The 25,299-nt window shown below is 56.7% G+C and carries 24 protein-coding genes and 1 riboswitch; of the genes, 10 read left to right on the forward strand and 14 right to left on the reverse strand.

The annotated features are described in order from the left end of the window. The coding region (locus EKK30_RS16450) for a transketolase C-terminal domain-containing protein (RefSeq protein ID WP_290986659.1) at positions 1-831 on the forward strand (831 nt) is incomplete at its 5' end. A 34-nt stretch (positions 832-865) separates the two neighbouring features. Here EKK30_RS16450 and EKK30_RS16455 read toward each other — a convergent pair. Further along, complete coding sequence (locus EKK30_RS16455; protein WP_290986660.1) at positions 866-1,141, reverse strand: hypothetical protein; 276 nt, start codon at positions 1,139-1,141, stop codon at positions 866-868. Positions 1,142-1,728: 587 nt separating this feature from the next. Between EKK30_RS16455 and EKK30_RS16460 the strand changes: the two genes are divergently transcribed. Further along, positions 1,729-2,646, forward strand: coding sequence for a LysR family transcriptional regulator (locus EKK30_RS16460; protein WP_290986662.1), 918 nt, complete (start codon positions 1,729-1,731; stop codon positions 2,644-2,646). Positions 2,647-2,653: 7 nt separating this feature from the next. On the opposite strand, the gene EKK30_RS16465 is transcribed toward EKK30_RS16460, so the two are convergent. The 4 genes from EKK30_RS16465 to EKK30_RS16480 all read right to left on the reverse strand — a co-directional run bounded on the left by EKK30_RS16465 (position 2,654) and on the right by EKK30_RS16480 (position 5,128). Beyond that, complete coding sequence (locus tag EKK30_RS16465; RefSeq protein ID WP_290986663.1) at positions 2,654-3,109, reverse strand: hypothetical protein; 456 nt, start codon at positions 3,107-3,109, stop codon at positions 2,654-2,656. Positions 3,110-3,264: 155 nt separating this feature from the next. After that, positions 3,265-4,101: a DUF1289 domain-containing protein gene (locus EKK30_RS16470; protein WP_290986664.1), complete on the reverse strand. Its 837-nt coding sequence runs from the start codon at positions 4,099-4,101 to the stop codon at positions 3,265-3,267. A gap of 82 nt (positions 4,102-4,183) precedes the next feature. Beyond that, positions 4,184-4,897, reverse strand: a complete 714-nt coding sequence (locus tag EKK30_RS16475; RefSeq protein ID WP_290986665.1) for a CbtA family protein — start codon at positions 4,895-4,897, stop codon at positions 4,184-4,186. A gap of 21 nt (positions 4,898-4,918) precedes the next feature. After that, positions 4,919-5,128 carry a CbtB-domain containing protein gene (locus tag EKK30_RS16480; RefSeq protein ID WP_290986666.1) on the reverse strand — a complete coding sequence of 70 codons (210 nt, stop codon included), beginning with the start codon at positions 5,126-5,128 and terminating at the stop codon, positions 4,919-4,921. 60 nt (positions 5,129-5,188) lie between these two features. Next, positions 5,189-5,263, reverse strand: a riboswitch (cobalamin riboswitch). Positions 5,264-5,330: 67 nt separating this feature from the next. Here EKK30_RS16480 and EKK30_RS16485 point away from each other — a divergent pair. From EKK30_RS16485 to EKK30_RS16515, 7 genes are all read left to right on the forward strand, one after another. Next, positions 5,331-5,891: a histidine phosphatase family protein gene (locus tag EKK30_RS16485; protein ID WP_290986668.1), complete on the forward strand. Its 561-nt coding sequence runs from the start codon at positions 5,331-5,333 to the stop codon at positions 5,889-5,891. 175 nt (positions 5,892-6,066) lie between these two features. After that, positions 6,067-6,918: an iron uptake transporter permease EfeU gene (efeU, locus tag EKK30_RS16490; protein ID WP_290986669.1), complete on the forward strand. Its 852-nt coding sequence runs from the start codon at positions 6,067-6,069 to the stop codon at positions 6,916-6,918. Continuing rightward, complete coding sequence (gene efeO, locus EKK30_RS16495; protein WP_290986670.1) at positions 6,905-8,101, forward strand: iron uptake system protein EfeO; 1,197 nt, start codon at positions 6,905-6,907, stop codon at positions 8,099-8,101. Before efeU ends, efeO (EKK30_RS16495) begins: the two co-directional genes overlap by 14 nt. Next, positions 8,091-9,425: an iron uptake transporter deferrochelatase/peroxidase subunit gene (gene efeB / locus EKK30_RS16500; RefSeq protein ID WP_290986672.1), complete on the forward strand. Its 1,335-nt coding sequence runs from the start codon at positions 8,091-8,093 to the stop codon at positions 9,423-9,425. Before efeO (EKK30_RS16495) ends, efeB begins: the two co-directional genes overlap by 11 nt. 19 nt (positions 9,426-9,444) lie before the next feature. After that, complete coding sequence (gene efeO, locus EKK30_RS16505) at positions 9,445-10,263, forward strand: iron uptake system protein EfeO (RefSeq protein ID WP_290986673.1); 819 nt, start codon at positions 9,445-9,447, stop codon at positions 10,261-10,263. 274 nt (positions 10,264-10,537) lie between these two features. After that, entirely contained in the window at positions 10,538-12,820 is a 2,283-nt protein-coding gene (locus EKK30_RS16510) for a TonB-dependent receptor (protein ID WP_290986674.1), read from the forward strand. Positions 12,821-13,142: 322 nt separating this feature from the next. After that, entirely contained in the window at positions 13,143-13,958 is an 816-nt protein-coding gene (locus tag EKK30_RS16515) for a TonB family protein (RefSeq protein ID WP_290986675.1), read from the forward strand. Here the strand turns inward: EKK30_RS16515 and cydX are convergent. From cydX to cydD, 5 genes are all read right to left on the reverse strand, one after another. Continuing rightward, positions 13,955-14,095 carry a cytochrome bd-I oxidase subunit CydX gene (gene cydX / locus EKK30_RS16520; RefSeq protein WP_290986676.1) on the reverse strand — a complete coding sequence of 47 codons (141 nt, stop codon included), beginning with the start codon at positions 14,093-14,095 and terminating at the stop codon, positions 13,955-13,957. The two genes, EKK30_RS16515 and cydX, sit on opposite strands and share 4 nt — an antisense overlap. A gap of 24 nt (positions 14,096-14,119) precedes the next feature. Beyond that, entirely contained in the window at positions 14,120-15,277 is a 1,158-nt protein-coding gene (cydB, locus tag EKK30_RS16525; protein ID WP_290986678.1) for a cytochrome d ubiquinol oxidase subunit II, read from the reverse strand. Between the two features lie 3 nt (positions 15,278-15,280). Further along, positions 15,281-16,858, reverse strand: a complete 1,578-nt coding sequence (locus EKK30_RS16530) for a cytochrome ubiquinol oxidase subunit I (protein WP_290986679.1) — start codon at positions 16,856-16,858, stop codon at positions 15,281-15,283. Between the two features lie 65 nt (positions 16,859-16,923). Continuing rightward, a complete protein-coding gene (gene cydC / locus EKK30_RS16535; protein WP_290986680.1) occupies positions 16,924-18,612 on the reverse strand; it encodes a thiol reductant ABC exporter subunit CydC in 1,689 nt (562 codons plus the stop codon). Continuing rightward, positions 18,609-20,312, reverse strand: coding sequence for a thiol reductant ABC exporter subunit CydD (cydD, locus tag EKK30_RS16540; protein WP_290986681.1), 1,704 nt, complete (start codon positions 20,310-20,312; stop codon positions 18,609-18,611). The genes cydC and cydD overlap by 4 nt, the downstream gene beginning before the upstream one ends. 266 nt (positions 20,313-20,578) lie before the next feature. Here cydD and EKK30_RS16545 point away from each other — a divergent pair, with 266 nt between their 5' ends. Continuing rightward, positions 20,579-21,085 carry a hypothetical protein gene (locus tag EKK30_RS16545; protein ID WP_290986682.1) on the forward strand — a complete coding sequence of 169 codons (507 nt, stop codon included), beginning with the start codon at positions 20,579-20,581 and terminating at the stop codon, positions 21,083-21,085. 20 nt (positions 21,086-21,105) lie between these two features. On the opposite strand, the gene EKK30_RS16550 is transcribed toward EKK30_RS16545, so the two are convergent. The 4 genes from EKK30_RS16550 to EKK30_RS16565 all read right to left on the reverse strand — a co-directional run bounded on the left by EKK30_RS16550 (position 21,106) and on the right by EKK30_RS16565 (position 25,224). Then, a complete protein-coding gene (locus EKK30_RS16550) occupies positions 21,106-21,996 on the reverse strand; it encodes a dienelactone hydrolase family protein (RefSeq protein ID WP_290986683.1) in 891 nt (296 codons plus the stop codon). Positions 21,997-22,079: 83 nt separating this feature from the next. Further along, the gene (locus EKK30_RS16555) at positions 22,080-22,991 is read right to left on the reverse strand and encodes an HlyD family secretion protein (RefSeq protein ID WP_290986684.1); all 912 of its coding nucleotides are present in this window, start codon (positions 22,989-22,991) and stop codon (positions 22,080-22,082) included. After that, entirely contained in the window at positions 22,988-23,197 is a 210-nt protein-coding gene (locus EKK30_RS16560; protein WP_290986685.1) for a DUF1656 domain-containing protein, read from the reverse strand. Before EKK30_RS16560 ends, EKK30_RS16555 begins: the two co-directional genes overlap by 4 nt. Continuing rightward, positions 23,194-25,224: an FUSC family protein gene (locus tag EKK30_RS16565; protein ID WP_290986686.1), complete on the reverse strand. Its 2,031-nt coding sequence runs from the start codon at positions 25,222-25,224 to the stop codon at positions 23,194-23,196. The genes EKK30_RS16560 and EKK30_RS16565 overlap by 4 nt, the downstream gene beginning before the upstream one ends. Positions 25,225-25,299: the final 75 nt, after the last annotated feature.

The following is a 25,299-nucleotide window of genomic DNA, read 5'->3' on the forward strand; positions in this document are numbered from 1 at the left end:
GATGTCGGCATCGCCGAACAGCACGCGGTGACCTTCGCTGCCGGGCTTGCGACCGAAGGTATGAAGCCTTTCTGCGCACTCTATTCGACTTTCCTTCAGCGCGGCTACGACCAGGTCGTTCACGACGTGGCGCTGCAAAGCTTGCCGGTTCGTTTTGCAATCGACCGAGCTGGCTTCGTCGGCGCGGACGGCGCAACGCACGCTGGCTCATTCGATCTTGCGTACCTTGGGTGCCTACCCAACATGGTCATCATGGCGCCTGCGGATGAAGCTGAACTCAAGCATATGGTCGCTACCGCTGCGTCTATCGACGATCGGCCGAGTGCATTCCGATATCCCCGCGGTGAGGGTACAGGGGCCGCTCTGCCGGAGGTTGGCATCGCGCTGGAGATCGGCAAGGGCCGCATCATGCGTGAAGGTTCGACCATAGCCATCTTGTCGCTCGGAACGCGCTTGCAAGAAGCCATGAAAGCGGCGGAGCAGCTCGCCGCATTGGGATTGTCCGCCACGGTCGCAGATGCTCGCTTCATGAAGCCGCTCGATACAGATCTCGTGCGGCGGCTAGCTGAAAATCACGACGTCCTAGTCACGGTAGAGGAGGGTTCCGTTGGTGGCTTCGGCAGCCACGTCTTGCACTACCTTGCCGAGAACGGATTGCTTGATCGCGGCCTGAAGGTCCGCACGAAGGTCATGCCTGACACGTTTGTAGACCAGGACAAACCCGAGGTCATGAATCAGCGCGCTGGGCTCGCGGCGCAGGGTATCGTCGACACGGTGTGCGGCGCGTTGCAGCTCGATATCGCTCGACCGGCACGAGGACGAGCCCGCTAAAGATAGCAAAGGGGCGCTTCACCAAGCGCCTCTTCTATTTCTTCGAGCGCTTGGCTGTCTTGCTGTCGTCGTCCCCGGCGATCACCTTCCGGCATTCCGGGCTGAGGCGATCGACGTTCTTGTTGAGGCAAGCGACGATTTTGTCCTCGTTTGGAATCTGCCAGAAGCACAGGCTCAGAACGTCCGGCGTACAGGCGGATTGCTCCTCCGCAGTTCCGCTATGGGCAAAAGAAGCGGTGGTGTGCAGCAGCGTCACCGCAGCGGCAGCCGATATCGCCGCCAAGCGCCTCAATCCAAACTGACGTCGCACGGTCTAACCTCCCGTAGATAGTCCAAAGGACACTCAGCGTTTCTCACGCGATTTCGTTTTCGCGGAGTCGCCTCTCATCACTTCGCGGCAGGCCGGGCTGAGTTTTGCCATGTGCTTGTTCAAGCACGCGACAATGCGATCCTCGTTCGGAATTTGAGCGGAGCACAATCGGAAAACATCCGGCGTGCATGCCTGCTGTTCCTCCTGCGTGCCGCTATGCTCAGCGGCGATGGCCGAGCCCGCTAGCATGAAAGCTCCAATGAGTAAGCAGAGCTGCGCGGTTGTTTTGGCGTTTGTCGATTGTATGCCCACGTTTGCTCGCAACGATGTTGATGGTTGTCTTGAGCGGTATGGCTATGCGCCGTGGTGAGACTAAGGCAGGCAGATACCATTTCGCCGCCGGAATGCTTGGCCCGGTTTCCTTTGGATTTAGGTTAATGGTCCTCGCAGGCGTGAGATTTCTGCGAGCAGCACTTTGGTAGGTTCAGAGTCCGGTGTGGATAAATTCCAAGGTGGAACACGCCTGAGGCCTTTTCATCGCTCCGATAAAATGCACACATGATTGCATTCCAATTTGGACAGTGGCTATGGACCGGTTCGAGGCCATGTCGGTTCTCCTGGCCGTTGCGGACGCGGGTAGTTTGTCCGCCGGTGCTCGCAGGCTCGGAATGCCGCTCGCGACAGTGAGCAGAAAAGTTTCAGATCTCGAGGCTCATCTGCATACACGGCTTTTGAGCCGCGGCAGCCGGCGACTGGAATTGACGGATGCTGGCCAATCTTATGTGGCGGCATGCCGAAAAATTCTTGATGACGTTTTGGAAGCCGAGCGCGCAGCCTCTGGAGAATATCTGGCGCCGCGCGGCGAACTTGTCGTTACGGCGCCCGTGGTCTTCGGACGCTGGCACTTGCTGCCAATCATCGAAGAGTTTCTCAAAGCCTATCCCGATATCGACGTGCAGCTCACGCTTTCCGATGGCATCATCAACCTTCTTGACGAGCACGTCGATCTCGCCTTGCGGATAGGGGACTTACCCGACAGCAACCTTATAGCGACGCGCATCGGCGCGATCGGACGCATCGTTTGCGCAAGCCCTGACTATCTGGCGCGGCGTGGCGTCCCATTAAACCCTGCCGATCTTGCCGCGCACGACTGCATTTCATTCGTCGGCTTGATGTCTTCGAGCGTCTGGGCGTTTACAAGCAAGGGAGGCAAGCAGGAGGTGGCCGTTCACTCGCGTCTGGTCGTCAATACCGCCGAAGCTGCCGTTGATGCGGCCGTTGCAGGTCTGGGGGTCACGCGCGTGTTGTCGTATCAGGCCGCCAAGGCCTTAGCTGACGGGAAGCTCACTATCATCTTGCAGCCGTTCGAGCCGGCCACGGTTCCTGCGAGCCTCGTCTACAAGCAGCAAGGATTGGTGCCACTAAAACTCAGAGCGTTCCTGGATTTTGCAATCCCACGGCTCAAAGCGGCTGTTGCGCGCAGCAATCAGCTTGCAACGGTCTGACCGCAGATCACGGGTTTGAAGAGGGAGCTGCCGGTGCACTACCAGCGGCCGGCGGTGTTTCAGACGACGGCGACGGCGCTGGCGGAGCAGCCGCCGGCGGAGCCTCAGCGGTCGGGGCGGGGGGAGCAGAAGGAGCTGCTTCGGCCGCAGCCAGCGACGAGCGCACTTCACAGAGCGTGGGCGAATCCAGCGATGCCTTGTTCATAAAGGCCCAATTCGCAAACGCGACATAACAGACGGCTGCCGTCTCTTCCTTTTGAAGGGTTACGATAACATTGTCCGTCCGGACCTTGTCGGTGACCCTTTTTGCGACTTCCAGCGGAATGAGCGTCACAGATCTGATCTGAAACCCACGCGCCATGAGGTTGGTGAAGGAGGATTGGAGGTGATCATCCGCAGATGCGGGCGCGGAGCCGAAACCAGCAGCGGCTGCGAACATTAATCCAAGGCCAAAGCTGCGCATCGATCCTCTCCCGTAAATACCGAGGTCTCAAGTTGACCAATAAAAAAGTCACTACTACGGCGCGGGCGCTCCCTCAACTCACCAACTCTAGCGGATACTGGAGATCTGGGGACAAGGAGGATCGCCGTCGCGAATTGTGCCGGGCCGTCCGCTGCTTAAAGAGGTTGGAATGCGGCTACGGGGACGGCATAGCTTGGTAGGTCGAGCTTGGCATTCCCATCCGGCTGAGACTTTTGCAGGTCGGCACTTGGCGGGTCTGTGATCCAATTCATTTCATAGATTTCGATGCGTGCGGCCGCACTCTCGACGACGAGATGTGCGCCAGCCGCCGTCATCTGGTCCAGAATAGCCGGGGTAAAAGCAGAAGTCCCTTGGCTCGCCAACGCTTCCAGCGCCCCTTTTAGCGCCGGATCATTTGTCCTTACACAACAGCGCGTGTAGCGCAGACCCATGCCGATGTCGAAGGTTGCGTCATTTCGAGCGGCGAGCCGGATAGCCTCTGCGTCGGGGCCGAGCGGTTGGATCGTAGATGCAAGCGGGAGCGCCGCACGTCCGCGCGGAAGTCCCAGTACAATGGGTCCGCCGTCGCTGAACGAGAAAGCGCGGACCTTTTCGTTGATCGCAAGACGGAAGGCGGCGTTGGGGAACTCGGCAACTATCGCGTCAGCATCAACGCGAATGTGCATTGTCGATGTGTGCGAACAAGCAAAGGATTTCGTGATATCCGGCTCACCAACCGTCCACGCTCCTTGGCGGGCAACGAGAGTGTCTCTGGCCCAGTTGACCAGTTCGTCTCGTATCCAAGGAAGAAGGCGTACGCGGACTGAAAGCGCGCTAAGCCGTGCGGGCAACTTCTCCCAAACGGCATCGCGCTGGCTTTCGCTCATTGCCATCCACTCGCCGACTTCCGCGCCGGTGCGGCCGCAACCAAGGCAATAACCTGTGGCGTCGTCGAGCCTACAAATACCTATGCAAGGCGAGTGACGCGACACCTGCGACCGGTCCTTTATTATCCGTTTGATGATCGAAGACCGGGCCAAAAGGTGGCCCGGTGCAAATCCCTATTACCGGGGTTCAGCGCGCTGGCTTGGCGCTCAGGCGTTCGAGAAGGATCCCAAAAATAATTCCCATCGCAGCCCATAGAATGGTCTGAATACCGAAGGACGCGACGCGGAATTTCCAAAGTAGATCGGCGGGGAAACCTTCAGGCACCTCATTGATGGACGGCAGCATGTATCCGGCGAGAGACGTCAGTACGATATAGATACCGATGCCGATAAACGCGCCGTTCCAAGCACCCAAGTTCGTTGCGAACTGTCTCGCCGCGCTAATTGCAATCGCTAGGGCAGCGAGAGAGAACACGATCATGCCGAAGTACAACTGGGTTCGGTAGCCGATCGTGTCAGGCGATCCAACGGACGGTGGGTTCGCTGGATATTTGAGGTTCGGAACGAGGTAGATCGCAATGAACCCCAGTATCGCGATGATCACCGTCGTCGTTCGCGGCGAAAGATGCGTAACCCGGCCATTCACAAATGCGAAAGCGAGTGCGAAGAGCCCACCCATCGCCGTGCCAACGACGGCAACGCCCGTGAACAGACCAATGCTGGCCTGCACATCACGACTGACGATTTCTGGCTCTTCGGGCTCCCCTTTGGCTTTGGCGACCTGTTCCTCAAAGCCAATTGCGCGATCGACTTGTGGTTCTCCGAAAACCTTAGCGAAGCCGAAAGCCAAAATACCTGCGATAAGCCCGGCAATCATGCCGCGCAGAAGCAAAGATCCCATGATTTGAAATCTCCGCTCCGCCTAATGGCAAGGAAAACCGAGGAGATGGCGACCGTCATGCACGAACTCATGCACGTAGGAACCATTGAAGACTGCCATCGCGCCTTCCTCAACACCAATGAAGTACATGGCGAGAAGAAACAGCAGACCGCCGAACAGAGCCCAGGGCAGGATCTGACGCAAGGGAATGACTGGCAGGGCGGAGCCTTGCAATACCGAAGAATTAATCATGAGAAGAGCCTCCGTGGGATTACGCGTCCCGTTTCAAAGCGTGCTGTGATCGTGAAGAGGGTCTGACTTTCGATGGACGCTTTAGGCGTCGCACGATTACAGTGGCGCGACCGTGCCGGTTTTTCACCGGCTTCCTACCCACGACGATGCACGGTTCACCATAGGGCGGCTCGGGCGTTTGTCAATGTGAGCAGTTGCCAAGATGCCGCCGCGCCTAACTTTTGTGGCCTGTGCCGCCACGCCAGCCGTCCGCGCTGCCGCTTTCCCGCTCGACGAAACGCTAGACGAAGCCGGAAAACGAGATGCGGTCAAAAAAGGGGAAGAATTCCGCCTTCAATCGCCGACTTTGACAGGCCCAGAGACAAGGGCAATCGAGACCGCTGCGCTTCTAGGTCTTGAGGGGGTAGTCGAACCCGCTCTGCGCGATCTCGACGTAGGACGTTGGGCGGGATGCTCATTGAGCGGAGTGGCAGCCTGCGAACCCGACGCGCTCGCGGCCTGGTTATCTGATTGCTCCGCGGCTCCTCACGGAGGAGAGTCGATCGAAGCGCTCTTCTCGCGCGTCTCGACTTGGTTGCAGACGATTTCAACGAGACGCGGACGTTTGATCGCCGTTACGCATCCCGCAGTAATCCGCGTTGCAGTTCTCGCCGCCATTCAGGCAGGACCCGGTTCGTTTTGGAACATCGACGTAAGCCCGCTCACTGTCGTCGATCTAACATCCAACGGCATTCGGTGGGCGCTGAAATCGATTGCAAGTTAGAACGCTTATAAGGTGTTGCGCGATTCTGGTTCGGAAAACGCCTCTCGCTTTGCGCACTACAAACCTTGCCAAAAATTGATTTTGTCTGCGTGGATTTGCGACGTATGGAAACTTGATTACAGAAGTATAGTTTCCAAACGGTCGTCTCTCACTCGGCAAAACCCAAGGCCTAAGCTTGCTCGCTCCATTCCTTATTATGCTTCGCGAAGGCATCGAAGCTGCGCTCATTACCGGTATCGTTGCGACCTATCTTTCGCAAACGGGCCGTTCGGAATGGATGCCGGCGGTGTGGATCGGCGTACTTCTCGCCGTGGCAGTCTCTCTCTTTAGTGGCGCTGGGCTGCTGTTTGCGAGCGCTGAGTTCCCGCAGAAGGCGCAGGAATTATTCGAAGCTTTGGTGGGTTTCGTCGCTGTTGCAGTGCTCGTATCCATGGTCTTTTGGATGCGCAGAGCCGCGCGCTCGATCAAATCGGAGCTGCGGCATTCTGTCGATGCAGCCTTCACTTCGTCAATGGGTGGCACGTGGGGGCTAATCGGCCTCGTATTCTTCGCCGTGGCTCGCGAGGGGTTAGAATCTGTCTTCTTCCTTTTGGCAATCTTTCAACAAAGCGATGGGATAGCTGCCCCGATGGGCGCAGTCGCTGGAATTGCCGCTGCCGTCGTTGTCGGCCTCGTGATCTACGCAGGTGGCGTTCGGCTCGATCTTCGGCGGTTCTTTCAGTGGACCGGGATCTTCATCATTTTTGTAGCGGCCGGCATTCTTTCGGCGTCTATCGGAGCGTTGCACGAGGCTGGCCTCTGGAATGGCCTGCAGGCGCACGCCTACAATGTGAGCGCGGTGCTGCCTATATCGAGCGTTCTTGGCACCATCCTCTCGGGCGTATTCAGCTATCAGGAAAATCCGACGGTCGGCGAAGTCATCGTCTACGTCGGGTTCCTCGTGACGGTTCTTTATTTCTATCTTCGTCCTAGCCGCTCTATCGGCGGCTTCAGGGTGCGCGGAGAAAATTCGAATGTCCGCGCCTGATAAACCGAAAGCTACTGCGCCTTCGTCTCGCCTCCTGTATCTCGGGGTCGGCGCCGCGGCGACCCTCGTTATTTTTGGTGCCTGCGCTTTCTATTTCGCAACGCTACGTGTGCATCGCGACACCAGCGATGTCGTCGCCGTGTCTGTGACCTCCAAAGCTTGCGAACCCAATGCCATGTCGGTTTTGGCGGGCGATCGCACATTCGAGATCACGAATAAATCGGACCGCCCAGTGGAGTGGGAGATTGTCGACGGGGTCATGGTGGTGGCCGAGCGTGAAAACATCGCGCCGGCGATCAAGGAAACTTTAAAAGTTCGATTGGCCCCAGGGACGTACGAAGTTACTTGCGGACTTCTGTCTAATCCGCGGGGCATCTTGGTCGTTGCACCATCGCGAGAAGCCGACGCTCAGCCCGCACGTGCTACGACACGGAGTTTTCTTGGGCCGCTGTCGGAATATAAATTCTATCTTGATCGTCAGAGCGGCTCTGCGTTGCGGGCGGCCCAGGATCTCGCCGCGGCAATCAAGGCGGGTGATCTAGACAAGTCTCGGGCGCTCTATCGCGATGGGCGAGTTTCTTACGATCGAATAGAGCCCATCCTTTATCGCTTTTCGGATCTGCAGAACAAGATTGATCCGGCGCCGAGCTACTTCGAAAAGGGACAAGACGATCCCGCATTCGTTGGGTACGGCCGAATTGCGCGTGGGCTTTTCGAAAGGAGAAGTCTCGAGGGTCTTTCTCCTATCGCCGACGGCCTTGTCGACGATCTCACGGCTTTAAACACACGTCTCAAGGCTATGAAAATGACCTCCGACGTGCTGGCCGACAGCGCCGCGCGCTTTTCATCTCTGCTCTCTCGCGATGGTTTGCCCGAAGAGAATGCGGATGACCATGAGAGGAGGCTGGCCGAGCTTGACGCCAATCTCGACGGCCTAGGCAAGCTCGTAGTGTTGCTCGATCCGGTCTTGAACACAGTCAACCAAGAACTAGCCCGCAAGGTTGATGTGGCCCTCAGTGACGTGAGGGCAATCCTCGCAAAACAAAAGGCAAGTGCCGGGCAGCCGACAAGTTCCGGGGGCGCGTCGGCTGACCGTACTCAACTTGCTCGCGCTTTCGCAGTTCTGGCCGAGTCGCTCAATGCGGTACCTTCGGCGATTGGGATCGATGCCAATGGGACGTAAACCACCAATTGAAGCGGCGCAAACGGATCTTCCAAAGACCGACCGTCGCAAACTCTTGCTCGGGATGGGAGTCGCAGCGGGAAGCGCGTTGACCAGCGTTGCCATTGCGGATCGTGCGTCAGCAATGGGCGATACGCAGGTAACCGATGCACCCGCGAGTCATCAGGCAGATGTCGACCAACGCGTGCCATTCTACGGTATTCACCAGGCCGGCATCGTCACGCCGCGCCCGGCTGCGGGAATGCTGGTTTCACTCGACGTCATAGCCGATACGCCTGCGGACTTCGACAGAATGCTTAGGCTGTTGACCCAACGTATCGTGTTCCTGACACAGGGTGGCACACCGCCCGCGTTCGACCCTAAACTGCCACCATCGGATTCGGGCATCTTGGGTCCGGTCATTCATCCTGAAAATCTCACGATCACAGTGGGTCTCGGCGACTCTCTCTTTGAAACCCGCCCCTGGCTTAAGCATTTGAAGCCGCGGCATCTGCAGCGCATGGCTCAATTTCGAAACGATGCTCTTGTCGCCGACCTCTGCCACGGCGACATCTCTCTGCAGTTTTGCGCCAATACCGCGGATACGAACATCCATGCGCTTCGCGATATTCTCAAGAACATGCCCGAATATTTGGTGCCGCGCTGGAAGCAGGAAGGAAGAGTTCCGACCATCCTTCCCAAGCCTGACGGGACCGTTGAAAGCGCGCGGAACTTTTTAGGTTTCCGAGACGGATCCGCCAACCCGCATTCGGGCAACGCTGCTCTGATGAACGAGATCGTTTGGGTGAGCGAAGCACACGCTGAGCCTGACTGGGCGTTCGGGGGCACTTACCAAGCTGTCCGCATTATACGCAATTTTGTTGAGCGTTGGGATCGGACGCCACTGGCCGAGCAAGAACGTATCGTCGGTCGGATGAAAATGTCCGGCGCGCCGATGGGCGGAACAGCGGAGACAGACGTTCCAGACTACAGCAAGGACCCTGATGGAAAGCGCACCCGGCTTGACGCGCACATCAGGCTTGCCAATCCGCGGACTCCTGAAACTCAAAAGAACCTCATTCTACGTCGCCCGTTCAACTATTCGAATGGGATCACAAAGAATGGGCAGCTCGATCAAGGGCTGCTCTTCATCGCTTATCAAGCAGATCTGGAAAGGGGGTTTATTACGGTGCAAACGCGGCTCGATGGTGAGCCGTTAGAGGAATACATCAAACCTATCGGTGGCGGTTACTTCTTCGTTCTTCCAGGGGCGCGGGATGCTGGCGACTATTTGGGCCGAAAGCTGGTCGAGGCCGCGGCGGCGGGTCCGCCTACACGTTCCTGAAACTGAATGGAGACGCAATATGAGGCAGTATGTTCTGGCTGTTACGGCGCTGGCGAGCGCGTTGAGTTACACTGGAGCCGCAAACGCCGAAGAGGATTCAAAACTGGTCGAGCCGCTGGCTGCTTATAAAAGCTATGTGGCTGACAATACGGAGAAGCTCCTCGAAAATACCACCAAGTTCGCCGAGGCGATCAAGGCTGGTGATCTCGCGAAGGCGAAATCGCTCTTTGCTCCGACCCGCATGAATTATGAAGCGGTAGAACCAATCGCTGAGCTATTCTCGGATCTCGATCATACGATCGACGCGCGCGCGGACGATTTCGAAAGCAAAGAAAAGGATGCGAAATTCTCCGGCTTTCATCGTATCGAATACGGCTTGTGGCGCGAAAATAGCACTAAGGGCCTTGAGCCCTATGCGGACAAGCTACTCGTGGACGTCAAGGACTTGAACCACCGTGTTGAGAATTTGACGTTCCCACCTGAAATTGTTGTCGGGGGCGCCTCCGCTCTGATGGAAGAGGTGGCCGCGACGAAGATTTCGGGCGAAGAGGACCGCTATAGCCATACCGATCTATGGGACTTCAAAGCCAATTTTGATGGGTCGCAGAAGATCTACGAACTTGTGAAGCCGCTGCTCGCGAAAGACAACGCTGACTTCGTGAAGAAAGTCGATGCGAATTTCAAAGTGGTCGACGATACGCTGGGAAAGTACAAGACGGCTGATGGCTACGAGCTCTACGACAAACTCACCGAAGCCGACCGCAAAATCTTGGCCGCAAAGGTCAATGCTCTTGCCACTGATCTCTCGACGCTTCGGGGCAAGCTCGGCCTGAGCTGAGAAATTCAATAGCTCCAAACTTGCGGCCCTGTTGCACCACTCCAACCTTAAGGTGGTGCCGGGGCCGCACGCATCTCCGCGTGGCAGTCCAACCGCAATTGTTGACTTCTATCGTAAGCTTTTATATGTATTTCTCAGCCTGACGATCCGTCGGGTTTCGCGCTCGCAAAATCCCTTCGGAGGATACGCGAGCGGAGAGGCAAGCCCGCCAATGTGCGCGTAAGCGCTCAGCCAGCCAGCCCCGTATCAACATGGAATATCGGGGGACGAAGGTATGGCTGTGATTGGCGTGAGAGCTTTCTCTGAAGTGAGGCCTGACGGCCTCCAACCGCGCGGTCGTGCACTGGGCAAGGTTGCCTTGGCGCTTTCGGTATCGGCGGCAGCTCTAATATTACCTGGAGCAGCAATCGGGCAGGAAACGCAATTGCCGGGCATCGACGTTCAGGGCGTGCAAGCGAAGAAAGCCAGCGCGTCGAAGGCAAAATCTAAGCCGAAGCCTAGCCAATCGAGCGAAACACAAGCAGCTGCGCCTGCTACCGTCAGCGAGGGCGGTGATCAGGCGACAACGATCGACGCTCCTTATAATACGCCCGCCGGCGTCAGCGTTGCTGGGCAGAGCGAAATTCAGACGTTCGGGCAGACAAATTTGCAGGACGTGTTGCGCTCGATGCCGGGGGTGTCGACTGGAAATGACCCGAACAATCCTGGCATTGCCGTGAATATTCGCGGCTTCGAAGGTTCGGGCCAAGTCAACATGATGATCGATGGCGTTCGTCAGAATTTCGGATTTACGGGTCACACGGCGTCGGGCTTTGCCTATGTCGATCCATTGCTTCTTGCAAGCATCGAGGTGCAGCGCGGCGCCGTCTCGACCGCGGGAGGCGCGAACGCCATCGCGGGGTCCGCCGACATGCGTACACTTGACGTCGATGACGTCTTGAAGCCCGGCCGCAACTCAGGAGCGGTTGTGCTTTCCTCATGGGGCAGCAACGGCGTCGGTTTCTCCGAAATGGGGGCGGGTGCGATTCGTAGCGGGGCAGTCAGCGTCATCGGCGCCATCAGTAAGCATGACATCGATGACTATGATAATGGCCTCGGCCAGAGAGTGCCCTACACGGGCCAGGATCTCATTTCCGGTCTAGCCAAGGTTCATATTCAAATCGATCCAGAGCAAAGGTTGTCTTTCGGGACGGTACTCTACAATAACGACTTCACAGCGAACTCGTACGATCAAACCGTGGATTCCAAAATCTACACGGTCAAGTACGCCTACGATCCGATCGGGAACGATTTCCTTCATTTCCGGGCTGATTTTTCGGGCAGCGACATCACCATGAAGTATGGTGAGGGCATAGGAAGCGGTTCCTCAGCCAGTGGCCGTGAGATCAATGATCTTGGATTAGGATTTACGGTCCAGAATACGTCTCTCTTCGATCTTGGCGGAATTCGCGTCCAATCGAACTATGGTTACGAGTATTTTCACGACCAAGTCGATGCTTCGAACAAGCTGAACCCCGGCACAGGAGGCGGCGTGAATCCCTCGGGGAATTCGACAACGCGTGGCGCTTTCTCGGAGACGACCTTTTCTAAGAGCATTTTCGACTTCATCGTTGGCATGCGCTACGACGATTTCAATTTAAACGGCCGCGGAGTCGTGGATCCTCACCGCCCGCCTTATATCCCGCCCTTCGTTCCGATCACCTTGCCACCCGGTGTAGAACTTGGGCCCTTTGCAATTGACAACAGTTTTGGCGGATTCAGTCCAACGCTCACTTTGCAGGCGAACCCCGCCGAATGGTTCCAGCCCTACGTGAAATGGTCGAATTCGTTTAGCGCGCCCTCTTTGAGGCAGACGCTGCTCGATGGCAGCCACCCTGGAAGCGTGTTTGAGCCGAACTTTTTGCCGAACCCCTTTTTGCGACCTGAAAGCCAGGAAGGGTGGGAATTCGGGTTTAACTCGAGGTACGGCAACTTGCTCAAGAGCGGTGATGAGTTTCGCTTCAAGGCCGACTATTACAGTATGGACGTGAGTGACTACATCACCGCCGCCTGTACGTCGACCGGAGTTCCGTACTGCACCTTCATCAACAACACTGGCATATCCAAGGTTGAAGGTGTCGAGCTTCAAGGCACATACGACGCTGGATTTGTGTTCGCAGGCTTGAGCTATAGCCACAATCACACAACGCTGCCCTCACAAATGGACGGGCTTGGCATGAACAGCTATCTGCCAGGTGATCTTGCTACAATTACCGCAGGGCTTCGCTTCTTCGATCAGCGTCTAACATTGGGTGCGCGGAGCTACATCACTTCGAAGAGCCAAAGAGGTGACGTGAATACGGGCCCCGGAGATCCGCTCTTCTACGACGGATACACAACCTTTGATCTTTTCTCGAGCTATGCGCTGACCAATGATGTCAATGTGGCTCTTACTGTAAGCAATCTCACAGACGTTGCTTACAGCCCAGCACTGAGTTCGCCACCAACTGGCAGCAACGTTCCCGATGACACGGGTCGTGGGCGCACGTTCCTCCTTACTACGAAGGCGAAATTCTAAGCAGGCTCAGAAGAAGTCGCATCGGCGGTGAACCCGCCGATGCGTAACGTCGATATTGGCGAGCGGGTCAGACGCCGTTATGTTCATCGAGAAAAATCATATTCGAGTTCACGCGTCAGCCTCAATGAGTGCGGACCAAGGGGCGCTCGATGCAAGCCCAGGCGACAACATATTAATTTTCAGCACCGGGCGGTACGCGAGGGAGCAGCGCTTTAAGATTGGTCAAAGTACCGGTGCCCCGAAAATTGGGTCACGAAAGTTGCTCGTTTGCGCACTTTTCTTATCGGCGACGGCTCATGGTGGCGGGTTAGCTACGGCTTTGATGGGCGATCCCGGGGAGCAGTTTGGGACCGTCTCGGAGAAGTCAGGCACCTTCAGCCTTTCGATGGAGCAGTCTGTTGTCCTTGAGTCGATTGCGAACGAGAGCAGCAAAACTGCGGCTGCCGCAGCAGCGGCCTCGCAGGCAGGAAGCGTTCAAGCGGTCGAGTCAAAGCCTCAGGAGCTGGCTGAAACTGCGAACGAGGCGCTTTCTGATGATCCGCCGCCGAAGCCTATCAAAGTTGCGGACGTAACGCCGGCGAGCCTCTCGCCGACGGATGAACCGCTGCCAATTGTCCGCGGCGGCGGCGAGCCTGATGCGGTGAGCGAGGTGAAGGCTGATACGATCACCGACGTGCCAGTGACCGAGATGCCTGACACGATCGATGAAAGAAAGGATTCCCCTGCAAAAATGGAGAAGAAAAAGGAAATAGATAAGGAAAAGAAATCTCCTCAAAAGAAGTCGCATCAGCAAGTTGCGGGCAGCGCGCTCTCACGTTCCAATTCTTCCACAGCGATGGCAAATGGCCGTGTTTCCGCGAGTCGTGGCAATGCGCTGACCTATGGAGCGCAGGTGCGGGCCAAGCTTATGAAAGCGAAGCCGATGCCCAAGGGCTTGCGTGGCTCGGTCGTCGTTTCCTTCGGAATTACCGAGACGGGGACGTTACGTTACCTGAGGCTGTCTCAATCATCCGGAACCACATTGCTCGACAACATGGCGATAGGCATGGTCGAAAAGGCCGCTCCGTTCGATGAGCCGCCGGCAGAGCTGACGGCGGCTCAATTGAGTTATGCAATTTCGATCAATTTTTTCAACTAACGCGCTTTCGAAGGTAGGACCGAGCCCGACGTTGACTTAGTCGCTGCTGCGTCTTCCATGAGTTCAAACCACATGGCGTTCAGCACTGCGAACGCGGCGGCGAGGGGGAGCCCTAGCATCCAAGCGAAGTACCACATGACGATGTTCCCTTTCTTCAATTCTCAATATGCGTGACCCTGCTCGTCTTGAACGGCCTTCTCGTCGACCTTGCCCCACATCACGCGATAGACCCATGATGTGTAAGCGATGATGATCGGCACAAAGATGACTGCCGCGACAAGCATGATGAAAAGGGTCATGTGGCTCGATGATGCGTCCCAGACAGTAAGGCTGGAATTGGCATCAATTGACGATGGGAGGATGAACGGAAACATCGCCAGTCCGACAGTCGCGATAATGCCGGCGATCGAAAGCGATGAGGCGAGAAGCGCCGCGATTTCCCTACGGCCGCTGATAAAGACAAAAGCAGCGGATGCACTGAGAAGGCCAAGAATAGGTGCGGCGATCGTCAGCGGGTACTTGCCGTAATTGTCAAACCACGCGCCGGACGCCACGACGACGACCTTGGACAACGGATTTGACGGACCCGCGGGATTGATGCTGCTGGTGATGCGATAGCCGTCGACGCCGAACCACAAGGCGACGCCGCCAACGAGGAAAAGCAGGGCGGTTGCTAACGCCGCGACGCTTCCGTAGAAGCGGGCGCGATCCGCAACCGGACCCGCTGTTTTCAAACAAAGCCAAGCGGCGCCATGCATGACGAGCATCGCAACCGATACAAGTCCACAGAGCAGGGCAAATGGATTGAGCAACTCTATGAGCGTTGTTCCATCATAGAAGATGCGCAGATCACCGTTGAAGTGAAACGGGACGCCGCGAAGGACATTTCCGACTGCGACTCCAAAAATCAGTGCCGGAACAGCGCCGCCGATGAACAGTGCCCAATCCCATCTCGACCGCCAAGCCGGACTGTCGCGCTTTGAGCGATACTTGAAGCCGACAGGGCGTAGGATCAAGGCGAACAAAATCGCGAACATCGCAAGATAGAAGCCCGAGAAAGACACAGCATAAAGCGGCGGCCAGGCAGCAAAAATTGCACCACCGCCCAGGATGAGCCAGACCTGATTTCCTTCCCAGGTGGGCCCGATGCTGTTGATGACGACCCGGCGTTCCAGATCATTCTTGGCCACGAATGGCAGCAGGGTCGCTGCGCCGAGATCAAAGCCATCCATGACGGCAAAGCCAATCAAGAGAACGCCGAGGAGCAGCCACCAAATTAGGCGAAGGGTTTCGTAGTCGATGAGTTGATGAAGTATCATTGCTTACTCCGCAGCAACGAGGGATGGGGAAACGAGAATGGCATCGGGTCGGTCGTCTGGTTGTGGTCCGACGCGTATGGCGTGGATCATCAATCCCATCTCGATGACGAAGAGAACCGAGTAGATCACAATGAAGCCGATGAGCGTCGTGAGAACCGTGAACGCGCCGAGGCCCGATACCGCGGCGGCCGTCGGTAAGATCCCTTCGATGATCCACGGCTGCCTTCCAAACTCCGCCACGACCCAGCCAAGTTCGGCGGCGATCCAGGGAAGCGGAATGGCAAACATGGCTACTCGAAGGAGCCATGGATATTGGTCGAGGCGATGGCGCGCCGAAAGATAGAAGAACGTAGCCATCAGGGCGATGAAGAACAAGCCAAGACCGACCATAATGCGGAAGGACCAGAAGAGCGATGGTACGTTCGGGACCGTATCCCAAGCGGCCTGTTCGATCTGTGAGTCCGTTGCCTTGCGGGGATCATCGACGTAGCGCTTCAGAAGCAAAGCGTAACCGAGATCGTTGCCGCTCTTCTCGAGCGTGTCGCGGGCTGATTGGGGAACCGCGGACGGATCACTAGTAGCCCTTATCTGCTGTACCGCGTCGTATGCAGCAATACCGTTTCGGATCCGATCCTTCGCTCGCGCGACGAGTTCCTCGATGCCCGGTATTTCGGTCGTCAAAGAGCGGGTGCCAATGAGACCCATGACCCAAGGCACGCGGACGGCGTAATGCGTTTCGCGGGTCTTTTGGTCGGGGAAGCCGAAGAGTGTGAAAGCCGCGGGTGCCGGTTCCGTCTTCCACATTGCTTCAATCGACGCGAGCTTCATCTTCTGATGCTCGGTCGAAAGGTAGCCGCTTTCATCTCCAAGAACGACAACCGATAACGCGGATGCCAAGCCAAAGGATGCTGCGACGGTCATTGACCGCTTGGCGAGCGCGACGTTGCGATTGTGGTAGAGATACCAGGCGGAAACGCCGAGCACGAATACAGACGCCGTGACATAGCCGGCTGACACCGTGTGGACGAATTTGGCCTGGGCCACCGGATTGAAAACGACGTCGAAAAAGTCCGTCACTTCCATCCGCATGGTCTGAGGGTTGAAGGCCGAGCCAACGGGATTTTGCATCCAGCCGTTGGCGATCAGAATCCAAAGAGCTGAGAAGTTCGATCCAATGGCGACACACCAGGTTGTCACAAGGTGGCCTACCCTCGAGAGCCGGTCCCAGCCGAAGAAGAATAGTCCGACAAAAGTCGCTTCCAGGAAGAAGGCCATCAAGCCTTCAATTGCCAATGGCGCGCCAAATATGTCGCCGACATAAAGGCTGTAATAGCTCCAGTTCATTCCGAACTGAAACTCCATCACTAAGCCTGTGGCGACGCCGATAACAAAGTTGATACCGAAGAGCGTGCCCCAGAATTTGGTCATTTGGCGCCAGATGGGACGCCCAGTCATGACGTAGACCGTCTCCATGATCGCGACGATGATCGAGAGGCCTAGCGTCAAGGGTACGAATAAGAAGTGATACAGTGCAGTGATTGCAAATTGCAGGCGCGATAGCGCCACGATGTCCAGTTCCATTTGCCTTTTCCCGCCTTTCGGTCGGCCTCCTTTCCAAGTTGCTTTTTGAGCAACCTAGATCTGCTTCAATCTTGTCTCAGCCGAGCAAGCAGGCTGACGAATTGCGATTCTCCTCGCGCGGCCTGCGCGATTATTTGACCTTGATCGACCCAGACGAGGCGATCAGCCATCTCCGCCTCGCGGCGGATGTGGGTGGCTAAGACAAGTGTTCGTCCGTGGAGCTTGACCATTAGCCGGGCGATGACATCACGGGCTGTTGCGTCGTCGAGACCTTCGGTGGGTTCGTCAAGCAGCCATAGCGGAGTGTCCCGCAGAAATAGACGCGCAAGAGCGAGGCGGCGTGCCTCTCCGCCGGATAGGCCCAAGCCGCCCTCACCCAATCGGGTATCGAGACCGAGTGGAAGCTGGGCCAGACAATCGCCCAAGCCGGCCGATGCGATCGCGTTCGCGAGATCAGCGCTGTCGGCCTTGGCATTTGCGAGGAGGAGATTGTCGCGAAGGGTGTCCGCAAATAGTTCTGTCCGTTGTGTCAGAAGCGTGGACGGCAGGCTCGCGATCTTGCCACTCGCCGCTGGAATTTCTGATGCAATGAGGGACAGCAATGTTGATTTCCCGGCGCCGCTCGGGCCGATTAAGGCAACACGGTCGCCCTGAGCAATGCTCAGAGAAAGTCTCGATAGAGACGGATGACGTGCACCTGGATAGCAGCACGTCACGTCTTTGATGATAACGGCGACTCCGGGCGATGGCAGGTCTGGCGCCTGTGGTTCTAATGTCTCCAATCGACCGCCGACGCGTCGGGCCGCGATAATCGTTCGCCCAAATTCGATTGCCCCTCGACGCAAAGCCAAGAATGGATCCGTGGTTGCGATCACTACGAGGACAACAAGAGCGGCAACGGGTGCATCTATAATGCCCGCACGCACATATGACGATGTGAATACGATTGCGGACGCAATCAAAGCTGCGTTGACTACATTGAGAGCGGCTCCGGCGAGAATCTCAATTTTGTTGGTATCATCGTCCTCAGCCGACAACGCGCTATCCGCCTGGCTGATGAGCAACATTTGAGCCGGCAGCCGTCCCGCCATAAGAAGCTCGGTTTGCCCGGACGACAAGTCGATCACACGCGCGCGTAAAGTCTCGAGCGCGCGGTTTCGTCTTATCGCTGGGCGAACAGCACGCCGAGCGGCTAAGAGCGGAATGCCTATTCCTCCGATAAAGAGGATCAAGACGACAGCGATGCCAGCCGAGACGTCAATCGAACCAATTGCGATACCGGCGATCAGAGCAGATGCGATTGCCGCAGTGCTAGGTACGATGATGCGCAGATAAAGGGAGTCCAGTGCGTCGATGTCTTGCGTGAGTCGGAACAACAAGGTTGCAGGGCGCTTGCGGAGCTTTTCAGATTCACGCATCGCGGCAGAACGGCGAAACAGTCGTTCGCGCAAATCGGCTAGAATGCCGAGGGTCGCGTCATGAGTAATCAGTCTTTCGCCATAGCGTCCTGCCGTGCGCGCTAGAGCAAAAAACCGAATGCCAGCTGACGGCGAAAAAACATCGAATGCAATGGCCGTCGCTGCGCTCATACCTGCGAGCGCTGTTGCGGTGATGAACCAGCCGGACAAGCCGAGCAAAGCGAGACCGCAGAGTGCTGTTATAATTGCGCAGCAAATTCCGCCAGCGAGCTGCCAACGCGGACCCTGCCAAAAGACGAGGAGAACAGGCTTCAGATCTTTGAAAAGTCGGATCATGCCGCCCGCTCCAAGGAGACGTTCGACATACAAATGATCCGGTCCATACGCCGCGCCAGAGTTAAGTCGTGGGTCGCGACGATGAGCGTCCTGCCCTCGGCGAGGGCGAGAAGGTTGTCGGTGGTCTCGCGCGCGGTTTCAGCATCCAAATGTGCTGTCGGTTCATCGGCGAGGATTAAGCCAACTGCAGGATCGGCTGCGATTCGCGCTAAGGCAAGGCGTAGCGTTTCGCCACCCGACAGCCCAAATCCGCCTTCTCCAATGGAGTCGAGCCCACGTCTTTCTGCTAGAGGAGAGAGTTGCGCGAATTCCAATGCACGGGCGACCCGCTCGCCAGGGATCTGCCGCCCAAGCCGAACGTTGCTTGCGAGGGTTCCTGAAAAAATATGCGGTCGTTGACCAATCCAGGCGATCTCTCGGCGCAGCGCCGAAGCTGTTGCCGCAGAAATTTTGCGGCCTCCGATCGAAATCGAGCCGGAGGTTGGAGCGGCGAGCCCAATGAGCAGACCGAGAAGTGTCGACTTTCCGGAGCCGCTGGGTCCTAGGATCGCGACGTGCTCTCCGGCTCCTACGGCCAAACTAAAGTTGCTCAGCACATCTTCTTTTGCGCCGAAGTGCCTGAACGCGATGTTGCTGACCAGAACAGGCGGGGACATTGTGACTAGGTAATTTTCTGGACCGTCCCTGGCCTCTCCAACCAGGCCCCTGCCCTCCACCGCCAATGTTTGCAGCGCCTTGATGGCTGCTTCACCTGACGCCCGGTCGTGCCAAAAGGAGGACAGTTCTCGCAGTGGTTCAAAAAATGCCGGCGCAAGGAGCAGAATAAAGAGGCCCTGACTTAGATCGAGGGGTTGGTTCCATGTTCCGAAATTCAACTGACCGAGTAGATGGAAGCCGACGTAGACGGCAACCATCGCCACTCCAATCGCGGAGAACAACTCGAGAGCAGCGGAGGACAGGAAAGCAATCCTAAGGACCTTCATGGTCCGACGGCGCAGGCTTTCCGCATTGGCTCGAAGTCTCTTCGCAGTTTGATCGACAGCATCGAGAGTCCGAATGGTCCTGATACCGCGCAAGCGATCGAGTAGAAAGGCGTTCATATCGCCGGTTTGCAAGAGCTGAGCTTCGCTCTCCGCTTTCGCGTTTAAACCAATGAGAATCATGAACACAGGAATCAATGGGGCCGCGAAGAGCAGAACAAGCGCAGCCGCCCACGATTGCGCAAAGATAAAGAGCAGGATTACCAGCGGTACGATGACTGCCTTCGTTTTTGCCGTTCTAAAGCGCGCAAGGTAGGGGATGATCATTTCGGCTTGTTCGCCGAGCACACTGGCGAGGCGGCCGGATTCCGCGCGGCTGGCATCAAGCGGGGATCGACGCGCGACAGCTTCGACCGCGTCGAGTCTCAAAGCCGTTGTGACTTCACGCGCTACAGAGAACGCGCGACGGCTGCCGACCGCGTCGAGGACCGCCTTCAGAACTCCAAGGACTAGGATACCGAATGCAAGCGAGAGCAACCTATCATTCGGGGACGTAGCAGTCAGGTCGCCGATCGCGGTCGCGACAAACGCGGCTTGCGGTATCCAGAGCAGCGAGGCAGCAATCTGGAAGGCGCCGGTCGACGGAATGTGCAGGCTCGCCATGGACCGCGTCGCCGGAACGCGCGCGTGATTTTCAGTTTTGGCGACAGACGACGCCATTCGACCCGACCCTTCCCCGTATTCCTCAGGAGGAACTTTACTTCGCAGGCGCAAAAAGAACATTGATCGACGTCAACGTTCGGGTGAGGGAGGTTGAAGATTGCGTCAGATCTTCAGGGAGGCTGTCTGCACGCACAAATCTTTCTAAAATTGCGCATTTTTCCGGAGCCGAAGCTTCATTTCTCAAAGAGATAGTGCGCCGCATTCGAATGGGCGGTCTGGCGCTTGCACTGATGTAGGCTCAATAAGTTATCGAAGGAGAGATTATGAGCATCTGGCGCGCAGGATTGCTGACGGCTGCATTGATTTCAGCATCGTCACCGAACTTTGCTCACGCTGATACGAGCCGCGTGGTGAAGTCTTGGCGCACGGAAAAGGGCTGGCTTACTGAGCTTAGGCAGCATGAAAATGGAGCGCGCGTTTGCGCGACGGGCAAAGCGTTCAAGGACGGCCATCCGTTCGGTCTCTCCATCGTCAAGAGCGGAAACGTGACGTTGATTACGCTTGTTGATGAGGGGCAGCCGCCGGTAAACGGCGGGAAAATGGTGTGGTCGACTGACGGCCAATCTGTGGGAACTCTCGCTGTGACCGCTCAGGGACCCGCATTCGCAAGCACCGAGCCAGAAAGCAGCAAGACCTGGGATCTGATCCGCTCCCTTCAACCCGAAATTCTATCGATCGATGTTGATGGACGCAAATATCTCGCCAATCTCGCCGGTATCGAACTGGCACGCGAACAGCTGGGCAACTGCGAGCGTGAAGCTGCAAGCTGATTCTTTCGACGCTTGGCGCTTTACGACAAAACTGACCAGCGCCTGAGCCACGCCGACATTTGCTGCCACGCATCGTTGGCAGCTTCGGGGTGGTAACTCGGCCGGTAATCGGCATGAAAGCCGTGGGGCGCGCCGGGATATATCTTGAACTCTGCAGTCTTTCCAGCCGCAGCGAGAGCCGCTCTCATTGTTTCCACTTGCGCCGGCGGAATGCCTTGATCCTCTGAACCGTAAAGACCAAGGACTGGAGCTTTCATTTCAGGAGCCAGTTCGATAGGGCTTTTCGGCCATACGGATTTTTGCGAGGCTGGATCAACAAGCGAGCCGTAGAATGCAACTCCCGCCTTCACATCAGGATTGGAGGCGCAATAGATCCAAACTGCGCGACCCCCCCGACAAAAACCTATGATGCCAAGCCGGGAGACATCGCCGCCTTGGGTTTTCGCCCATGCTACACAATCGTCCAGATCAGCGACCAGCTCAGCATCAGTTTTTGCGTTCACGAGCGGCATCAACTTCTGTATCTCAGAAATCCTGCTCAAATCGCCTTTCTTGAAATAGTAGTCCGGAGCGATCGCAAACGCGCCGAGTTTTGCCAGGCGCCGAGTAACATCTTTGATGTACTCGTGTAGACCGAAGACCTCCATCGCAACGAGGATAACCGGCGGATTCTGCGCGTTGGATGGTCGTGCGAAGTAAGCGGGCATCTGCCCTTCATTCGTAGAAATCTTTGCTGTCCCGGTATGGAGGCCTACCGCGTCGGTTACTATTGGGTTGGCTCGCACCGGCCCCGCGGCTAAGGTATATCCTGCTGTAAGCGCCGCCGAAGTCGTCATAAACCGGCGTCGTGAAAGCATCGCTCGGCGAAGAAGGCCCACGATATCTGGAGCAAGTTGATCACGAACGGTCATCTGGTTTCGCATCCTCTCTCGCTTGGCGAAAGAAGAAGTATCGGAGGGCCAGGAGGCAGAATGACGACAGTTATCTCGAGGAGCTATTTGGTCGAAGTCATTGAGGCTATCGAGGGTAACGCCTTCGGGCTCGGCTCAATAATAACGGTTGAGGTACGCCCGGTTACAAGACGCACACCGCTGGGAACATAATCCAGAGCAATCCTTACGGGTATGCGTTGCGCGAGACGCACCCAGCTGAATGTGGGGTTGACATCCGCCAGCAGGTTGGCGCCAGCGGTGCGGTCGCGGTCTTCAATGCCGCGGGCAATGCTTTCGACGTGCCCCGTGAGCTGCTGGTCTTCTCCCATAAGCTGCACAATCGCTTTGTCGCCGACCTCAATGTAGGGCAGCTTGGTTTCCTCGAAATACCCCTCGACGCGCAGGGAGTCGTTATCAATCAGCGCGGCTACGCCTTTGCCAGCTGTCACATAATTGCCCGGTCTCAAATCGAAGTTCGTAATCGCGCCGTTGACTGAGGCGCGAACATCGGAGCGTTCCAGGTTTAACTTTGCCATATCCCGATCAGCTTCGGCACGATGAAGATCCGCCTGGGCTTGGGCCGCTGTTGCCGTTACCTGCTCGATTTTTTGTTCACTGACAGCGATTGACGTCATGGTCTTGTATCGGACCAGGTCCTTTCGCGCGGCTTCCAGTAGAGCAGTTTTGCCCTCCACGTCGGACTCAGCTTGCCTCAAAGCTAACAGAAATCGCTCGCGGTCAATGCGAAAGAGGACGTCGCCTTTATGTACCATCTGGTTGTCTTGAGCGTAGACTTCGCTGACTAATCCGGAAACGTCAGGGGCAATTTCCACGATGTCGGCACGCACGCGGCCATCGCGAGTCCATGGCTCGAGTTCGTAGTAAGCCCACAGTCGCCAACCTATGAGCACAGCGACGAGGGTAAGGGTGACGGTCACAGCGTAGCGGAGCGTGATTTGGAGTTGGCTGTTCATAGATGTGTCTTTGAAAAGAGAAAAACGCTGGCTCCTAAGAAGCAAACAAAAAGAGCAAGGTTGAAAAGTGCTCGATGCCAGACATACCGGTAAGCGCCGATTGCCCTCAACATTCGCGATATCACGACAACTGCCACGTAGGCGATGATCGAACAGGGCAGAATCGAGGGAACAAAGACCCCGAAGACGCAAACCTCATCGGTCATTCGGCAGCCTCCACATAAGCGGGAGACATCGGAAAGCAGGTTGGCTGCCGATCAGGAAAGAGGCTTCGCTGCAATCCAACTAAGCCGAGCAAGGCCATATTGGCTGAGTCACTCCGCTCACCGCTCACGGCTATCAGAGCCCGAGTTATCGCCGCGCACAGGAGATCTGACGTTTGAGGGTCAAAACCGTTCTGATAGCAGCGCTTCAGTCGCTGCAATACTCCGTCAACGCGCCTTCGTGAATAAGATGAGAGTCCTTCTCGTGAGCGGCGAAGATCCAAGATATTAAAGCCCTGCCGAAGATCGCGGATGGGTCCTGGAATTCTGTGTCCAGCAGCCTTCGCACGAGGTGCTAAAAGAATTAGGCGGTCAAGCATGATGGCCGTTAGTCGGGTGTCGTCACGCTTGCTCTCGATGTCGGTAATCTCGCCTAACGTTCTTTTATTGGCATCTGCGAGCCGTCGAATGCTCCACTCGGCACCGAGTGCTCTCAGTAACGATGCGATAATAGCGGCAGCTATCACGCCGCATGACATCGCGATGGCGTTGTTGAGAAAGGATGCTGCGTCAACATTGAACGTCTGTTGAAGCCCGACCATCGCCGCAAAGTTGATTGCGAGTGAAAGTCCAACAAGAAGCGTTTCAGCTTTTGAGATACACAAGCCGAACAATATGAGAGTGGGGGTCAGCGCTATGGATAAGGTTTCGAAGTTGTGCACGTTGGGAAGGATCAGGAAGACATATGCCGCCGAAATGAACACGGCCACGACGGCCCATTTGGCGAAGACAACAATCGATGGAACTGGGTTATCTTGAGCGGAGAAGAGGTTTCCCGAAACTGCGGCCATCATCACGGCGGCGCCGCCTTCGGGCCACGAAGATTGGATCCAAAACATGCAGGCGATTGTAATCGTCGCGAAGCTGACGACCGCGGAGAGTAGGGCTAGTCCGTGATCCCGGTGATGAACGGAGGCTGCACTGCCGGCGAGCGTATAGGTGAGCGGTCTTAGCGGAGCAGCGCTTTCCAGGTAAACGCTCCGTACGACTTCCAGACAGTCTGCGCATATTGCGGCTAGATCCGATAGCCGCATCAGTAGACTGAGTTCGACAAGCCCAAGCCAGGATTGCCGGGCGCGTCTTAGATCGATGGCAGCTGTGATTTCACCCCGAAGTTCATCAAGACCTCTGGCACCTTTGCTTTCTTGGTGCTGGAACCATTCCGCAAATCTGTTCACGAGGTGACGAGTGTTAGCTGATGGCTCTCCAATCTGCTTTAGTGCCAATAGCCGATCGGAGATGGCATCCAGCACGGGTATCAACATCAGCATCCGAGGATGAACCTCGCGGATGCGACGGATGAATTCCGGATGCCCGGCAGCATCATAAATGAGATGGGTCGCCAAGTTTTCGATCTCGCCGGTGTCTCCCGCCAGCTTGAGGCGGTGTGTGTCCGCATCGGCGCCAGTCTTCATACGAAGAGCGTCAGCTGCGCTCGTATCCGCGTCAGCTAGCCATCCCTTCAGGCGGTCATAGATCGCAGGCGCAACCGAGCGGGGAAAGATGATACTCGATACGACTGCTGCACAGAGAATGCCCACAATGATCTCCTCGGTCCGGGCCAGTGCGACGTCGAAGATGGTGCTTGGGGCGTTGACCGTTGGGAAGCCGACCAGCGCGGCCGTGTAGCCCGCGAGCATGAAGACGTAACTGCGCGGCGTCCTATCGAGCATGGCCAAGTACAAGCAGGCCGAAGACCATAATGCCAAGGCGATAACCGAGAGCACGGGAGCGTTCGCCAAATTCGGTAAGATGATGACCGCGGCGGAAGCTCCGAGCAGCGTACCGAGGACGCGAAAGATGGCTTTTGAGCGCGTCGCACCGGAGAGCGGATTGGACGCTATGTAGACTGTCGCCACCGACCAATAGGGGTTGGGTAGCGGTATCCACAGGCTGATGAATAACGCCAGCAACGCCGCGGTGAGGGTCTTCAAAGAGAAAACCCATTGCTGAAGGGTGGGCGGGTTCATCGCACTTCCGGTTACGAGCGGATAATCGCGGCCCCTGATAATCGAGCTTGATTGACCCCTCTCAAAGGTATAACT

Origin of the sequence: Hyphomicrobium sp., from assembly GCF_003987855.1 — a bacterium.
Lineage (GTDB): Bacteria > Pseudomonadota > Alphaproteobacteria > Rhizobiales > Hyphomicrobiaceae > Hyphomicrobium_B.

What these genes read in the sequence shown, in the direction of transcription:
- EKK30_RS16460 (WP_290986662.1), top strand. Translation starts at nt 1,729, where the DNA reads ATGGACCGGTTCGAGGCCATGTCGGTTCTCCTGGCCGTTGCGGACGCG.
- EKK30_RS16465 (WP_290986663.1), bottom strand. Translation starts at nt 3,109, where the DNA reads ATGCGCAGCTTTGGCCTTGGATTAATGTTCGCAGCCGCTGCTGGTTTC.
- EKK30_RS16475 (WP_290986665.1), bottom strand. Translation starts at nt 4,897, where the DNA reads ATGGGATCTTTGCTTCTGCGCGGCATGATTGCCGGGCTTATCGCAGGT.
- EKK30_RS16480 (WP_290986666.1), bottom strand. Translation starts at nt 5,128, where the DNA reads ATGATTAATTCTTCGGTATTGCAAGGCTCCGCCCTGCCAGTCATTCCC.
- EKK30_RS16485 (WP_290986668.1), top strand. Translation starts at nt 5,331, where the DNA reads ATGCCGCCGCGCCTAACTTTTGTGGCCTGTGCCGCCACGCCAGCCGTC.
- efeO (WP_290986670.1), top strand. Translation starts at nt 6,905, where the DNA reads ATGTCCGCGCCTGATAAACCGAAAGCTACTGCGCCTTCGTCTCGCCTC.
- efeB (WP_290986672.1), top strand. Translation starts at nt 8,091, where the DNA reads ATGGGACGTAAACCACCAATTGAAGCGGCGCAAACGGATCTTCCAAAG.
- efeO (WP_290986673.1), top strand. Translation starts at nt 9,445, where the DNA reads ATGAGGCAGTATGTTCTGGCTGTTACGGCGCTGGCGAGCGCGTTGAGT.
- EKK30_RS16510 (WP_290986674.1), top strand. Translation starts at nt 10,538, where the DNA reads ATGGCTGTGATTGGCGTGAGAGCTTTCTCTGAAGTGAGGCCTGACGGC.
- EKK30_RS16515 (WP_290986675.1), top strand. Translation starts at nt 13,143, where the DNA reads ATGGGCGATCCCGGGGAGCAGTTTGGGACCGTCTCGGAGAAGTCAGGC.
- cydX (WP_290986676.1), bottom strand. Translation starts at nt 14,095, where the DNA reads ATGTGGTACTTCGCTTGGATGCTAGGGCTCCCCCTCGCCGCCGCGTTC.
- cydB (WP_290986678.1), bottom strand. Translation starts at nt 15,277, where the DNA reads ATGATACTTCATCAACTCATCGACTACGAAACCCTTCGCCTAATTTGG.
- EKK30_RS16530 (WP_290986679.1), bottom strand. Translation starts at nt 16,858, where the DNA reads ATGGAACTGGACATCGTGGCGCTATCGCGCCTGCAATTTGCAATCACT.
- cydC (WP_290986680.1), bottom strand. Translation starts at nt 18,612, where the DNA reads ATGATCCGACTTTTCAAAGATCTGAAGCCTGTTCTCCTCGTCTTTTGG.
- cydD (WP_290986681.1), bottom strand. Translation starts at nt 20,312, where the DNA reads ATGGCGTCGTCTGTCGCCAAAACTGAAAATCACGCGCGCGTTCCGGCG.
- EKK30_RS16545 (WP_290986682.1), top strand. Translation starts at nt 20,579, where the DNA reads ATGAGCATCTGGCGCGCAGGATTGCTGACGGCTGCATTGATTTCAGCA.
- EKK30_RS16550 (WP_290986683.1), bottom strand. Translation starts at nt 21,996, where the DNA reads ATGACCGTTCGTGATCAACTTGCTCCAGATATCGTGGGCCTTCTTCGC.
- EKK30_RS16555 (WP_290986684.1), bottom strand. Translation starts at nt 22,991, where the DNA reads ATGAACAGCCAACTCCAAATCACGCTCCGCTACGCTGTGACCGTCACC.
- EKK30_RS16560 (WP_290986685.1), bottom strand. Translation starts at nt 23,197, where the DNA reads ATGACCGATGAGGTTTGCGTCTTCGGGGTCTTTGTTCCCTCGATTCTG.
- EKK30_RS16565 (WP_290986686.1), bottom strand. Translation starts at nt 25,224, where the DNA reads ATGAACCCGCCCACCCTTCAGCAATGGGTTTTCTCTTTGAAGACCCTC.